General features: G+C 76.4%; 12 protein-coding genes. 9 read left to right on the top strand and 3 right to left on the bottom strand.

Annotated elements, in window-relative coordinates; all coding sequences use genetic code 11:
• Positions 1 to 13: 13 nt before the first annotated feature.
• Both VKZ81_RS12860 and VKZ81_RS12855 read right to left on the bottom strand, forming a co-directional pair.
• Positions 14 to 3,100 (bottom strand): AfsR/SARP family transcriptional regulator, encoded by a 3,087-nt coding sequence (locus VKZ81_RS12860; RefSeq protein ID WP_324241748.1) that lies wholly within the window; start codon positions 3,098 to 3,100, stop codon positions 14 to 16.
• Between the two features lie 240 nt (positions 3,101 to 3,340).
• Positions 3,341 to 4,231: a LysR substrate-binding domain-containing protein gene (locus tag VKZ81_RS12855; protein WP_324241747.1), complete on the bottom strand. Its 891-nt coding sequence runs from the start codon at positions 4,229 to 4,231 to the stop codon at positions 3,341 to 3,343.
• 77 nt (positions 4,232 to 4,308) lie between these two features.
• Here VKZ81_RS12855 and VKZ81_RS12850 point away from each other — a divergent pair, with 77 nt between their 5' ends.
• Entirely contained in the window at positions 4,309 to 4,968 is a 660-nt protein-coding gene (locus VKZ81_RS12850; protein ID WP_324241746.1) for a DUF6152 family protein, read from the top strand.
• A gap of 3 nt (positions 4,969 to 4,971) precedes the next feature.
• A complete protein-coding gene (locus tag VKZ81_RS12845) occupies positions 4,972 to 5,454 on the top strand; it encodes a hypothetical protein (protein ID WP_324241745.1) in 483 nt (160 codons plus the stop codon).
• Here the strand turns inward: VKZ81_RS12845 and VKZ81_RS12840 are convergent.
• Entirely contained in the window at positions 5,445 to 6,485 is a 1,041-nt protein-coding gene (locus VKZ81_RS12840; protein ID WP_324241744.1) for a PaaX family transcriptional regulator, read from the bottom strand. The two genes, VKZ81_RS12845 and VKZ81_RS12840, sit on opposite strands and share 10 nt — an antisense overlap.
• A 179-nt stretch (positions 6,486 to 6,664) precedes the next feature.
• On the opposite strand from VKZ81_RS12840, the gene VKZ81_RS12835 reads away from it, so the two are divergent.
• The 7 genes from VKZ81_RS12835 to VKZ81_RS12805 are packed head-to-tail and all read left to right on the top strand — an operon-like array spanning position 6,665 to position 14,095.
• Complete coding sequence (locus tag VKZ81_RS12835) at positions 6,665 to 7,594, top strand: transporter substrate-binding domain-containing protein (RefSeq protein WP_324241743.1); 930 nt, start codon at positions 6,665 to 6,667, stop codon at positions 7,592 to 7,594.
• Positions 7,591 to 8,508 (top strand): amino acid ABC transporter permease, encoded by a 918-nt coding sequence (locus VKZ81_RS12830; RefSeq protein WP_324241742.1) that lies wholly within the window; start codon positions 7,591 to 7,593, stop codon positions 8,506 to 8,508. Before VKZ81_RS12835 ends, VKZ81_RS12830 begins: the two co-directional genes overlap by 4 nt.
• Positions 8,505 to 9,341 (top strand): amino acid ABC transporter ATP-binding protein, encoded by an 837-nt coding sequence (locus tag VKZ81_RS12825; protein ID WP_324241741.1) that lies wholly within the window; start codon positions 8,505 to 8,507, stop codon positions 9,339 to 9,341. The genes VKZ81_RS12830 and VKZ81_RS12825 overlap by 4 nt, the downstream gene beginning before the upstream one ends.
• Positions 9,338 to 10,486, top strand: coding sequence for a CapA family protein (locus VKZ81_RS12820; RefSeq protein ID WP_324241740.1), 1,149 nt, complete (start codon positions 9,338 to 9,340; stop codon positions 10,484 to 10,486). Before VKZ81_RS12825 ends, VKZ81_RS12820 begins: the two co-directional genes overlap by 4 nt.
• On the top strand, positions 10,483 to 11,718 hold the full coding sequence (locus VKZ81_RS12815; RefSeq protein WP_324241739.1) for a CaiB/BaiF CoA transferase family protein: 1,236 nt from the start codon (positions 10,483 to 10,485) through the stop codon (positions 11,716 to 11,718). The genes VKZ81_RS12820 and VKZ81_RS12815 overlap by 4 nt, the downstream gene beginning before the upstream one ends.
• The gene (locus tag VKZ81_RS12810) at positions 11,718 to 12,839 is read left to right on the top strand and encodes a 2-hydroxyacyl-CoA dehydratase family protein (protein WP_324241738.1); all 1,122 of its coding nucleotides are present in this window, start codon (positions 11,718 to 11,720) and stop codon (positions 12,837 to 12,839) included. Before VKZ81_RS12815 ends, VKZ81_RS12810 begins: the two co-directional genes overlap by 1 nt.
• Positions 12,836 to 14,095 (top strand): 2-hydroxyacyl-CoA dehydratase family protein, encoded by a 1,260-nt coding sequence (locus tag VKZ81_RS12805; protein ID WP_324241737.1) that lies wholly within the window; start codon positions 12,836 to 12,838, stop codon positions 14,093 to 14,095. The genes VKZ81_RS12810 and VKZ81_RS12805 overlap by 4 nt, the downstream gene beginning before the upstream one ends.
• Positions 14,096 to 14,109 lie beyond the last annotated feature (14 nt).

Below are 14,109 nucleotides of genomic sequence, written 5' to 3'. Positions count from 1 at the left end.
CGTCACCGACAGCTCACCGACAGCCCACCGACAGCCGCCGAGCCGCGTCGTCGACAGCGGCCTCGGCGGCGGTGGGGGCGAGCGCGGCGCCGTGCGCGAAGGCGGCGGCGAACCCGTGCGCGCCGAGCGCCTCCCGGGCCTGCGCCGCCAGCTCGGCGGCGTGGGTCCGCCCGGCCACGGCCGTCCCGCGCAACGCCACCGCGGCCCCGAGCAGCAGCGCCGCGCGCGACGGATCGCCGGCTCGCAGGGCGGCGGCGGCCACGCCCTCGGCCGCGTCGGCGACGTCCCGCCGCAGCGGCGAGTCGCGCACGGCCGCGAGCGCGGCCCGGTGCAGCTCGGCCGCGGCGTCGTCGTCCGCGGTGAGCCGGGCGAGCACCGTCAGGGCCTGCGCACGCACCCCGGCGCTGCCGAAGTCGCCGTCCCGGGCGGCGTCCGCGGCCGCGTGGAGCAGCGAGCGCGCCTCGTCGACGTCCCCGCGCCCGCGGGCCACCTCGGCCGCGGTGAACAGCGCGGCCGCCGGGCCGCGGTCCGGCCTGCCGGCCGCCGCCCAGCGCTCCTGGGCGGCGCGCACGTGCGCGGCGGCCGCGTCGAGGTCCCCGCGGTGCAGCGCGTTCTCCGCCCGCCGGCAGCACAGGTCCGCGCACTCCTCCAGCGCGCCCAGCTCGGACATCGCGGCGAGCGCCTCCGCCCACAGCTCGTCGGCGCGGTCGACCTGCCCGCGCCAGCTCGCGACGTGGGCGAGCCCGTCGAGCGCCTGGGCGGTGCCCCACCGCTCGCCCAGCTCGCGGAACCGCGCGAGCACCGCGCGCAGACCGGCCTCCCCGGCCGCCGGTTCGCCCCCGAACGCCTGCAGGAGGTGATCGCCCAGCCCCACCAGCGCCGCGGCCCAGGCGTCGGCGCCGACCACGGCCCGCGGGTCGCTCCCGTCCGGCGCCCACGGGCCGACGGCGATGCCCCAGATCGCCGCGGTGAACGGGTGGCGCAGCGGCCGGTCCCGCCGGGCCAGGATCCGGGCGGCCCGCCGCCGCTGCTCGGGGGCGGCGCGCGGCAGGGCGTGCACGACCGCGCAGACGTACCCCTCCTCGGCCCCCGGCGGCGGCTCGCGTCGGAGCAGCGCGGCCGCGGCGGCGCCCGGCCGCACCCTGCGCCCGGAGAGCCACCAGTACGCCGACAGCGCCGCGACGAGGTCGAACGCCGTCTCGGGAGCGTGCTCGACGGCCCAGTCGAGCGCGACGGTGAGGTTGGCGTCCTCGGCGCCGAGCCGGCGCAGCGCGGTGAGTTGTTCGGGACCGCGCAGCTGAGCGTCGGCTTCCCGGGCGCACTCCAGCGCCCACTGCGCGTGCGCCCGGCGCACCGATCGGCCCTCGCCCGCCGCGGCGAGCCGCTCCGCGCAGAACGCGCGGATGGTCTCGAGCATCCGGTACCGGACGCCGCCGGCATCGGGATCGGCGTCGGGGTCGGCGACGAGGATGCTGCGGTCGACGAGGTCGGCGAGCAGGTCGTCGGGCTCGGCGACCGCGCAGACCCGCGCCACCGCGTCGCCGGGCGCGCCGCCCCGGAACACGGAGTACCGCCGCGCGAGCGTCTGCTCGTCGGGCCGCAGCAGGTCCCAGCTCCACTCGACGGCCGCCCGCAGCGTCCGGTGCCGGGCCGCGGCGGTCCGGTCGCCCCTGCTGAGGAGCGTGAGCCTGTCGTCGGCCGCGAGCCGGCGCGCCAGCTCGGCCGCCGGGAACTGCCGCAGGCGGGCGGCGGCGAGCTCGATCGCCAAGGGCAGGCCGTCGAGGGTGGCGCAGATCGCGGGCGCGTGGTCGGCGACCGCGGCGCCGGGCCGCACGGCCGCGGCCCGTTCGGCGAACAGCCGCTCGGCCTCGTCGGCCGGGAGCGGGCCGAGCGGCACGAGCACCTCCCCGGTGATGCCGAGCGGTTCGCGGCTGGTCGCGAGCACCGCCAGGTCGGGGCAGGCGGCGAACAGCCGGCGCACCAGCCGCGCCACCGGGTCGACGAGGTGCTCGCAGCCGTCGAGCACCAGCCGGGGCACGCCCGCGAGGACCACCGCGAGCCGCTGCACCGGGTCCGCGCCCGGCGGCCCCATGCCCAGGCCCGCCTCGCGGACCCCCAGCCCGGCGAGCACCCCCGTCGCCACCTCCGCCGGGGTCTCGGCGACGACGTCGGTGAGGTCGACGACCGGGGCGTCCGGCGCCGCCTCGAGGGCGAGGCGCGTCTTGCCGATGCCGCCGGGGCCGACGATCGTCACCAGGCGGGCCGACCCCGCCGCCCGCACCCGGGCGAGCTCGGCCGCGCGACCGACGAACGAGGTGAGCGGCGGCGCGGGCCGTCGAGGGTGGGTCGCGGGGCGTTCGGCGCGCAGGATCGCGGCGTGCACCTCGGCGAGCTCGGGCGACGGGTCGGTGCCCAGCTCCTCGGCGAGGACCCGGCGCGCCGTCTCGAATTCCGCGAGCGCCTCGCCGGGGCGGCCGGCCGCGACGAGCGCGCGCATGAGCAGCCCGCGCAGCCGTTCCCGCAGCGGGTGCTCGGCCACCAGGGCCCGCAGCCGCGCGACGAGGTCAGCTGCGGGCGCGGGTGACGCGAGCTCGGCCTCGGCGGCGTCTTCGGCGCAGGCCAGCCGCAGCTCCGTCAAGCGCACCGCGGCCGGCGCGTCGCCCGGCAGCTCGGCGAGCGCTGGCCCGCGCCAGAGCGCCAGCCCGGCCCGCAGCGCGGCGGCGGCGCCCGTCGGGTCCCCGGCGGCCAGCAACGACCGGCCGCGTGCGGCGAGGCGCTCGAACTCGGCGGCGTCGACGTTCTCCGGGTCGACCGCGAGCCGGTAGCCCCCGCCCTCGAAGAGGAGCGCGCCGGCGGGCAGGGCGCGCCGCAGGCGGGCCACCTGGGCCTGCACCGCGCCGACGGCGTCCGCGGGCGGGTACCGCCCGTACTGGGCGTCGACGAGCTGCTCGACCGGCACCGTCCGGTCGGGCTGCAGCGCCAGCAGCACCAACAGGGAGCGCGGGCGTGGGCCGCCGACCGCGAGGGGTGCGCCGTCGGCGTCGTGCACCTGCAGCGGCCCGAGCACGCCGATGCGCAGGCCGCTGATCACACCGGTCATGCTGGCACGGGCGGGGCCGGGGTCGGGCCGGGGAGCTGTCCGGCGCGGCGTCCGCCTGCGGCGCGGCCGGTCCGGCGGCAGCAGCTTCGCCGGCAGGTCGGGGTCGGTCCCGGGGAAGCGGCGCCGGTCGCGCGGCCGGGTGCGCAGGCCGGCGCGTCGGTCCCGCCCCGCTGATCGCCTCGATCCCGCGGTGCCTCGTCGCCATCGGGTTCCCCGGCAGAACCCTCGACGAGGGAACGGTCACGCCGGAGCGCGAGCGACGAGGGCCCGCAGGGTGCGCACCAGCGGGTTGGACTCGCCGCGGCGCCACGCCAGGTGCAGCGAGATCGGATCGGCCTTCGGCGCGGGCGAGCGGAACACGACGTCGGGCCGCCGCAGCGAAGCCACGCTCGCCGGCACGATCGACACCCCGATGTCGGCGGCGACCAGCCCGATGATCGTCTGCATCTGCACGGCCTCCTGTGCCACCCGCGGCTCGAAGCCCGCGTCGCGGGTGAGGCGCACGATCCGGTCGTGCAGCGCGGGGCCGAGCCGCCGCGGGAAGAGCACGAACGCCTCCTCGGCCAGGCTGCGGAGCGGCACCGGATCGCGGTGCGCCTGGGGGCGGCGCCGGTTCATGGCGACGACCAGCTCGTCCCGGTAGACCTCGCGGGAGGCGAGCGCGGGGTGGTCCACCCCGCTCGGCCCGGCGTGCAGGATGCCGACGTCCAACCGCCCCGAGACCAGGTCGCGGACCTGCTCGCTGCTCGTCGCCTCCCGCAGCTCCAGCTCGACGCCCGGATAGCTGCGGCGGTACCGGCGCAGCAGCCCGGGCAGCATCCGCTGGCCCGCCGAGCCGACGAAGCCGATGGCGAGCCTGCCCACCTCCCCGCGCCCGGTCTGCCGCGCCACCCGCTCCGCCCGCTCCGCGTGCCGCAGGACGAGGCGGGCCTCGGCGAGGAACGCCGTGCCCGCGGGGGTGAGGTGCACCTCCCTCGTCGTGCGCTCGAACAGCCGGACCCCGAGCTCGTCCTCCAGCGCGCGCAGCTGCCGGCTCAGCCGCGGCTGGTGGACGCCGAGCCTGGCCGCGGCCCGGGCGAAGTGCAGCTCCTCCGCGAGGACGACGACGTAGCGGAGCTGGTCCAGATTCATATCCCGATTGGATCAGTTGCGACGACCCCGGTGAACAACGCGGCCCGCGCCCCGTCGGCGGGCCACGCTCGTGCCCCATGCGACGCACGTTGTCGACCCTCGTCCTGCCCGCCGCCCTGGCCTGCGCGCTCACGCTGCTGCTCGCCACGCCCGCGGCGGCGCACCACGGGTGGGACGAGTACGACACCACCGCGGCCCGGTACGTCTCCGGCACGGTCGTGGACGTCCGCTGGGGCAACCCGCACCCGGATGTCACGATCGAGGTCGACCGGCCCGTTGCGGTACCCGCGGGCTGGGCGGACCTCGACATCCCCCCGGAGCTGGAGGAGATCGGCGGTCGCGAGGTGCTCGCGGCGACCCGGCCGTACGAGGGCGGCGCCGCCGAGCTGCACCTCGACCTCGCCCCCGTCGAGCGGCTGGCCGCGTGGGGGATGGAGGGCGAGGTCCGGGCCGGGGAGACCATCCAGGCCGTCGGCTACCTCGGCCGGGACGACGACACCCACCTGCGGCCCGAGCTGATCGTGCTGCAGGACGGTCAGGTGGTGCGGCAGCGTTCGGTGCCGCTCCCGGACGCGCCGCGCGCCGCTGCCGCCCAGGACACCGCCACCGGGCCCGCCGCCACCGCGCCCGCGGCCGACCAGGGCGGCGGCCCGCCCGCTGCGGTGTGGGTGGTGATCGGCGCCGCGGCGGTCGCGGGCGGCGTCGGGTACGCGGTGCGCCGCGCGGGCCGGGGCTGAGGCGTGACCGACCTCTACTCGTGGCTGGAGCGCACCGCGCTCGGCGAGGCGGTCCGCACCACCCCGTGGGTGTACTCGTCGCTCGAGTCGGTCCACCTCATCGGCATCGCGCTCCTGGTCGGTCCGGCGATCGCGTTCGACCTGCGCCTGCTGGGCGTCGGCCGGCACCGGCTCGCGGTGACCACCGCGGCCCGCCACCTGCTGCCGCTGGCCCGGTTCGGCTTCGGCCTCGCCGCGGTGTCCGGTGCGGCGATGTTCGTCTCCGGGGCGTCTGCGGTGGCGGCCAGCGCCGCCGCGCCGTGGAAGCTGGGGCTGCTGGTGCTCGCCGGGGCCAACGTCGCGGCCTTCCACGGCGGCGTCTACCGCACGGTGTCGCGCTGGGACGTCGACGCCCCGCCCCCGGGTCGCGCCCGGCTGGCCGGAGCCGTCTCCGCCTCGTCGTGGATGGCGGTGATCGTCGCCGGCCGGTTGCTGGCCTACACCTGAGCCGGCGCTCGGCCCTGCCGGGGGCTGCGCCTGCGGGACCGGCGGGGCGGGACCGCCTCGGCCAGCCGGCGCGCCTCGGCGGCGCGCTCGAACGGCGTGTCGCCGCGCGGGCGCCGGTCCCCGAGCCCCGCGTAGAGCTCGGCGACGGTCGCGGAGTCGTGGTGGCGGGCGAGCGCGGCGAGCTCCGGGTCGGTGCGGGCGAGGATCTCGCGGAACCGCAGCTCCGCGAGCGGCCCGAGCCGGTCGTAGATCTGGACGAACACCCGCTGCGCCTGCGGGCGCGGCCAGTCCGGGGGCAGCAGCTCCGCCGGCAGGTCGGGGTCGGTCTCGGGGAAGCGGCGCCAGTCGACGCGCAGCCGGGTGCGCAGGCGCAACGCGTCGGCGGGCCCGATGCGGCCCGCCTCCACCTCGGCCAGCAGCGGCTCGTAGTGCTCGGCGAAGCCCCGGTACTCCTTCGCGAGCGGTTCGAGGTCGAACGCCGCCCGGGGGCTGCCCGCCGCCGACCCGCCCGGAACCTCCGTCGACCGCAGCACGGTGGCGGTGGCGATGCCGAGCTCGTCGAGCACGGCGCGCGCGTCGGCGCCGGTGTCGTGCGGTGACACCCACACCCCGTCGTAGAGGGCCGCGAAGCGCAGCAGCCGCAGCCGCGCGCGCAGCGCCGTGCGGACGTCGCGGTCCTGCTCCGGCACCGAGAACGCCACGACCGTCCACTGCCCGTCCCACGCCGGGGCCGTGGCACCGAAGGTCAGCATGCGGTGGGTGCGCTCGATGATGACCTCGGACGTGCGGGCCGGGATGCCGTAGGCGGTGGTGCGCCCGTTGCGCACGACCGTCAGCAGGCCGCGCGCGGCCAGCCGCCGCATCGCGGCGCGCGCCCCGTCGACGGTGATGCCGAACTCGTCGAGCAGGCGGACCAGCGCGGTCGAGGGGATGTGCTCGTCGCGCCAGTACCAGAAGTCGCCCAGCAGCGACGTGAGCAGCAACTGGGGTTCCGGCCCTTCTTGGGCGCGCGGGAAGTCGATCGGCGTCATTCCTGTCGTCCGTCCTGCCGTCGGCGGCGTCGGCGCCCCAGCGTACGGGTCGGGGCGCCGATCCGATCGGGCGAGCGCGCGAATGCAAGGAGACTTGACATTGGCGACATCTTGGCCGACGCTCGTCGCCGCCAACGACAGATCGTGGCTCGGTCAGACCCAACGCAGGGAGATCCGCCATGCGCCACCCCGTCCGCGCGCCCCGCCTGCTGCGGGGTCTCGCCGCCGCCGTGCTCGTCCCGTTGCTCGCCGTCGCGGCGTGCGGCGCCGAACCGGCCGCGGAACCGGACGCCGCGCCGCCCGCCGGGGCGATCCCGGAGTTGCACGCCGCGCTCCCCGACGAGATCAAGCAGGCAGGCGTCCTGCGCTTCGCAGGCGACTCGCACCCGCCCTACCGCACGGTGAACCCCGACGGCTCGGTCAGCGGGGTCGACGCGGACTTCCAGGCCGCGCTCGGGAGGGTGCTCGGCGTCCGGACCGAGACGCTGATCGTCGACGGGCTCCCGGCCGCGCTGCAGGGCATGCTCGCGGGCCGCTACGACGCGTTCAACGGGCCGGTCAAGGCCACGGCCGAGCGCGAGCAGCAGTTCGACACGGTCACGTGGATGACGACGCGGAGCTCGTACGTCATCCCCGCGGGCTCCAGCGCGGGCATCGCCGCGTCCGACGACCTGTGCGGCAAGCGCGTCGCCGTGACCGCGGGCAGCATCACCGAGGAGCAGCTGGCGAAGCTGTCGGAGTACTGCGGGCGGATCGGTCGGCCGGCCGTCGAGACGATCGCGCTGACCGACACGAACGAGACGCTGCTCGCCGCCGAGTCCGGTCGCGCCGACGCCGCGGGCATGACCCAGGCCGCCGCCATCGACGTGACGAGCCAGCAGCCGGACCGGTTCACCTACGTCACGCAGACCGAGGAGCAGGGCGCCACCACCGACAACCTCGCGCTGTTCGTGCCGAAGGACAGCGGCCTCGGCCCGGTGATGCTGGACGCGTTCCGCGCGCTGTTCGCCGACGGCACCTACGCCGAGATCATGCAGAAGTGGGGCCTGACCGACGTGACGGTCCCCGAACCGATCCTCAACGCCGGAACCGCCGAGGGCGCGCAATGACCGCCGCGGCGGTGGCGCCGGAGCACCTCGGCACCGACGACGTCGCGACCTCGCGGCGCCGGGTGCGCCCGTGGCGGTGGGTCACCGGGGCCGTGCTCGCGGTCCTCGCCGCCCAGGTGCTCGCGTTCCTCGTGGGCAACGAGCGCTTCGAGTGGGACGTCGTCGCGCAGTACCTGTTCGAGCCGAGCGTGCTGGCGGGCGTGGGCACGACGGTGCTGCTCGCGGTGCTGGCGATGGCGATCGGCTCGGCCGTCGGCGGCGCGCTCGCCGCCGCGCAGCTGTCGGACTTCGGGCCGGTGCGCTGGGCCGCGACGCTCTACGTGGGCGTGTTCCGCGGGATCCCCCCGCTGGTGCAGCTGATCTTCTGGTTCAACCTGGCCTATCTCGTGCCGCGGATCTCGATCGGCATCCCGTTCGGCCCCACGCTCGTGTCGTGGGACGCCAACGAGGTGATCACGCCGTTCACCGCCGGGGTCATCGGGCTCTCGCTGGTGGAGTCGGCCTACATGGCGGAGATCATCCGCGCGGGCGTGCTCGGCGTGGACCTCGGGCAGCGCGAGGCCGCGCGCGCGATGGGCTTCACGCCGGCGCAGACGTTCTTCCGCATCGTGCTGCCCCAGGCGATGCGGGTGATCATCCCGCCGAGCGGCAGCCAGTTCATCAGCGTGCTCAAGGGAACCGCGCTGGTGAGCGTGATCGCGATGTCCGACCTGCTGCACGCGGTGCAGGTGATCTACAACCGCACCTACCAGATCGTGCCGATGCTGATCGTCGCCTGCATCTGGTACCTGGCGCTGGTCACGGTGCTCACCGCGGGGCAGCGCCGCCTGGAGCGCCGCTTCGCCCGCGGCCACGAGCGCCCGACCGGCGTACGGCGCCCGGCCGCTGCGAACCCCGTGGAGGTGGACCGGTGACCGGCAACGCGCTCACCGCCGCGGCCGGGAAGGCCGCGGCCGCGACCGGCACCGCGCCCGTGCTGCGGCTGCACGAGGTGCGCAAGGAATTCGGCGGCCACGCCGCCCTCGACGGCGTGAGCCTCGAGGTCGCAGAGGGCGAGGTCGTGGTCGTGGTCGGCCCGTCCGGGTCGGGCAAGTCGACGCTCGTGCGGTGCGTGCACCAGCTCGAGGACATCGACGCCGGAGCCATCTACCTCGACGGCGAGCTCCTGGGCTACGAGCGCCACCGGGGCGGGCTGCGCCCGCTCACCCCGCGCGGCGTCGCCGCCCAGCGCCGCCGCATCGGGATGGTGTTCCAACAGTTCCACCTGTTCCCGCACTTCACCGCGCTGCGCAACGTGACCGAGGCGCCGGTGCGGGTGCACGGGCGCAGCCGCGCCGACGCCGAGCGCGAGGCCATGGAGCTGCTGGACCGGGTCGGCCTGCGCGACCACGCCCACCACTACCCGCGGCAGCTGTCGGGCGGCCAGCAGCAGCGGGTGGCGATCGCCCGCGCGCTCGCCACCCGGCCCCGGGTGATGCTGTTCGACGAGCCGACGAGCGCGCTGGACCCGGAGCTGGTCGAGGAGGTCCTCACCGTCCTGCGCGGCCTCGCCGCCGACGGCCTGACCATGATCGTCGTCACGCACGAGATGGCGTTCGCGCGCGAGGTCGCCGACCGGTGCGTGTTCATGGAAGCCGGGCGGATCGTCGAGGCCGGCCCGCCCGCAGAGTTCTTCGGCCGCCCCCAGAGCCCGCGCCTGCGGGCCTTCCTGTCCCGCCACACCGCACCCGGGAGGACGCCGGAGTGATCACCGTCGCCGCGGTCGGGGACCTGATCCTCGACGAACCGGACCCGGCCGGCTTCCTCGCGCCGGCCGCGCCGCTGCTGCGGTCCGCCGACGTGACCGTCGGGCACGTCGAGGTCCCGCACTCCACGACGACCACCGAGGTGAGCACGGACGTCCCCGCGCCGCCCGCCGACCCGGCGGCGCTGGACGCGCTCGCCGACGCGGGCGTCGACGTCGTCACGCTCGCGGGCAACCACATCGCCGACGCCGGGCCGGTCGGGGTCACCGACACCGTCGCCCACGCCCGCAAGGCGGGCATGGTGCCGACCGGCGCCGGGGCGAACCTCACCGAGGCGCGCACGCCCGCGATCGTCGAGCGCGGCGGCCTGCGGGTCGGGGTGCTGTCGTACAACTGCGTCGGCCCCCGCGAGTCGTGGGCGACCTCGCGCAAGGCCGGCTGCGCCTACGTGCACGTGCTCACCCACTACGAGCTCGACTACGCAAGCCCCGGCAGCCCGCCCAAGACCTACACGTTCGCCGACCCGGACAGCCTGGACGCGATGGCCGACGACGTGGCGCGGCTGCGCGCCGAGGCCGACGTCGTGCTCGTCGGGCTGCACAAGGGCATCGGACACACCCCGGCGGCGATCGCGATGTACGAGAAGCCGGTGGCCCGCGCGGCGATCGACGCGGGCGCCGACGCCGTGTTCGGCCACCACGCCCACATCATGCGCGGCATCGAGGTGCACCGCGGCCGGCCGATCTTCCACGGCCTGGGCAACTTCGTGACCGTCACCCGTGCGCTCACCCCGGGCGACGGCGCGGACAGCCCCGAGCGGCTGACGTGGGCGAAGCGGCGCAAGGAGCTGTACGGGTTCGAGCCCGACCCCGCGTTGCCCTACTACCCGTTCCACCCCGAGAGCCGCAACACGGTGGTCGCCGTGTGCCGGTTCGACGAGAACGGCCTCGTCGAAGCCGGTTTCGTCCCCTGCTGGATCGACGACGCCGGCCGACCCGTGCCCCTTCCGGAAGGGCCGGAGAACGCACGGGTCGCGGACTACGTCGCCTCCATCACCCGGACCGCCGGGCTGAACGGCGAGTTCGTCCGCCGCGGCGCCGAGGTCCTCGTCGCCGGGGCCGGCTCCACGAAGGAGAGCACCGCATGACCGACCAGCCCCTCGCGGGCCGGACCGTGATCGACCTGACGACCGCACTCGCCGGCCCGTACGCCACGCTGCTGCTCGCCGGCCTCGGCGCCACGGTCATCAAGGTCGAGAAGCCGGCGGGCGGCGACGTCGCCCGGACCAACGCCCCCTACTACGGGCCGGGCGGGTTGACCGTCGCCCGCACCCACGACGACGACATGTCGCTGTCGATGCTGGTGCGCGGCCGCGGGAAGCTGTCCGTCACGCTCAACCTCAAAGACCCCCGCGGGAAGGCGGTGTTCGCCGACCTCGTCCGCGACGCCGACGTCGTGGTCGAGAACTACTCCCCCGGCGTCACCCGGCGCCTCGGCATCGACTACGCGGCGGTCCGAGAGATCAACCCCCGCATCGTCTACACCTCGATCAGCGGGTTCGGCGCGCAGGGCGGGCCCGGGTCGGGCAAGGCGATGGACGCGATCGTGCAGGCGCTGTCCGGCGTGATGATGACCGCGGGCGAGCCCGGCGAGGGCCCGGTGCGGTTCGGGCTGCCGATCGGCGACCTGCTCGCCCCGCTGTTCGCGGTGATCGGCACCGTGTCCGCGCTGCTGCAGGCCGACCAGACCGGCGAGGGCCAGCACGTGGACGTGTCCATGCTGGGCGCGCTCACCTCGTTGATCGCCTGCGAGCCGTTCGACGCGCTCGAGGCGGTCGGGATGCCGCAGCGGACCGGCTCGATGGTGCCGCGGCTGGCGCCGTTCGGGATCCTGCCCGCCGCCGACGGGCACGTCGCGCTGTGCGCGCCGACCGACGCGTTCGCCCACGGCGTGTTCCGCGCGATCGGCCGCCCCGAACTGGCCGCCGACGAGCGGTTCGGCCAGCGCGACGCCCGCGTCCGCAACGCCGACGAGCTGCACGCGCTGATCCGCGACTGGTGCCGGGAGCGGACGGTGGCCGACATCGTGGCGGCGTTCACCGCGGAGGGGGTGCCCGCCGCCCCGGTGCGCGAGCCGCGCGAAGCCGTCCGCGACCCGCTGGTGCGCGAGCGCGAGGAGGTCGTCCCGCTCGTCCACCCGCGGCTCGGCGCGGTCGCCGACGTCGTGGCCACCGGCGTGCCCATCCGGTTCTCCGGCGCGCGGACGAGCCTGGACCGGCCGGCCCCCGCGCTGGGCGAGCACAACGACCACGTCTACCGCGAGCTGCTCGGCTACAGCCCCGAGGCGCTCGCCGAGCTCGCCGAGCAGGCCGTCATCTGATGGGCGCGCTCGACGAGCTCACCGCGCTCGCCGCCGACCGCACGGCCGCGGCCCGCGAGTGGGCCGCCGCCGGGCGCCCGGTCGCGGGCTACGTCGGGGCCGACGTGCCGGTCGAGGTGCTCACCGCGGCCGGCTTCCTCCCCGTCCGGCTCACCGGCGACCCGGACGCACCCTCGGACCCGGGCGACCGCTACCTCGGCCGCGGCCTCGACCCGGTCGCCCGCTCCGTGCTCACCCGGCTGCTCGACGGGGCGTACGGGCGGCTCGACGCGCTGGTCGTCTCGCACGACTGCGAGGCGTCGCTGCGGCTGTTCTACGCCGTGCGCGAGCTGCACCGCACCGACCCGGGGATCGGCCTGCCCCCGGCGCACCTGGTCGACGTGCTGCACCTGCCACACCGCACCACCACCCGCTACGTGCTGGCGAAGATCCGGCAGCTGCGCGCGCAGGTGGAACGGTGGAGCGGCGCCGCCGTCACCGACGACGCGCTCGCCACCGCCGTCGCGACCCACGACCGGGTGCGGGCGCTGCTCGAACGGGTCGCCGCGCTGCGCCGATCCCGGCCGGCCCGGCTGACCGGGACGCAGGCCCTCGCCGTGGTCGCCGCGACCACCGCGCTGCCGCCGGACCGCGCCGCGGAGCTGCTCGAGGCGCTGCTCGCCGAGGCCGACGCGCTGCCGGAGCACGGCGGAACCCGGGTGTTCCTCACCGGCTCGAGCCACGACCACCCCGCCGTCTACGCCGCGCTCGAGGGGGCCGGGCTGCTCGTCGTCGGCGAGGACCACGACTGGGGCGACCTGCTGCACCACCGCCGCGTCGACCCGCCCGCCGACCCGGCGCTGCTCGAGCTCGCGCTCGCCGAGCGGTACCAGCACAACGGTCCGGCCGCGGCCGCGGCGTCCATCCGGCAGCGGGCCGCCCACACCGCCGCGGCGGCCGCGGCGTGCGGGGCCGAGGCGCTCGTGTCGTACGTCCGCGTGCACGACGACGCGCCGCGCTGGGACTTCCCCGCCCAGCGGGCGACCACCGGCCTGCCGGCCGTGCTCGTCGACCACCAGCCCTACGGGCGGGTCGACCTCGACGCGCTCGCCGGCCTGCGCCCGCGCGGAGCCGCGGCATGACCCGGCTCGACAGCGCCCTGCGCGCCACCCGCCACCAGAAGCAGTGGTTCGCCGACCTGCGCGCCGAGGTCGCCGCCGGGGCGCCGCTCGCGCTCGTCAACGCCGACGCGCCCCAGGAGATCTTCCGGGCGATGGGCATCCCCTACGTGGTCAACCAGTGGTGGGCCTCGATCATCACGGCGAAGCGGCTCGGCGAGGATCACCTGCGGCGGCTGCGCGCCCACGGCTACCCCGACGACAGCGAGCAGTACAACGCCCTCCCCCTCGGCGACGTGCTCGAACCCGACCCGACCTCGGCGCCGTGGGGCGGGCTGCCCCGGCCGACGATCGTGCTGGCCGAGACCACCGGGGACGCCTCCCGCAAGGTCTTCGACATCTGGGGCGAGCAGCCGGGCACCACGTTCTACGCGCTGGAGAGCGCGGCGGAGAACGCCGTGCCGGAGCGCTGGTGGGAGCTCATGCCGCACCGGTGGGAGGAGGCCATCGGCTCCGACCGCCTCGACCTGCTCGTCGGGGAGCTGGAAGGGCTCATCCGGTTCCTGGAGACCACCACGGGGCGGGTGTTCTCCGAGACCCGGTTCCGCGAGGTCATGGACCTGGTCAACGAGCAGGAGGAGTGGAACCGGCGCACCCGCGACCTCATCGCCGCGGCCCGGCCGTGCCCGCTGGAGGTCACCGACGGCATCCCGAGCGTGATGGTCCCGCAGTGGCACCGCGGCACCAGGTGGGGCGTCGAGGCCGCGAAGGCGTTCCACGACGAGGTGGCCGCCCGGGTCGCCGCGGGCACCGGGGTCGGCGTCGACGAGCGGGCCCGGCTGATGTTCATCGGGCGCGGGCTGTGGTTCGACCTGGACTTCTACCGGCGGTTCCAGGAGAGCCACGGCGCGGTGTTCGTCTGGTCGATGTACCTCGCGATCGCCGCCGACGGCTACCTGCGCTACGGCGACGACCCGCTGCGCGCCCTGGCCGCCCGCTTCGCCTGCTTCTCCGACCAGCTCTACACCCCGCCCTGGTCGGTCGAGTGGTACGTCAAGGAGGCCCGCCACCACGGGATCGACGGGGTCGTGCACCTGGTCTCCGACGACCCGCGCGGCGGCTTCTTCACCACGCGCGGGCTCGAGGCCGCCGGCTTCCCGGTGCTCGAGCTGCGCGCCGACAACGTCGATGCCCGCACCGCCGACCCGGACGCCCTCGACCGGCGCGTGGCCGAGTGGCTCGACGACGTGGTGCTCCCCCGGGCCGCCGCCCGCCGCTGACCCGCTCCACCCTC

The sequence above is a fragment of the Pseudonocardia sp. genome, from assembly GCF_035305885.1.
GTDB lineage: Bacteria > Actinomycetota > Actinomycetes > Mycobacteriales > Pseudonocardiaceae > Pseudonocardia.
Note: the sequence above shows the minus strand (reverse complement) of the source record. Positions and strands in the feature narration are given on the sequence as shown.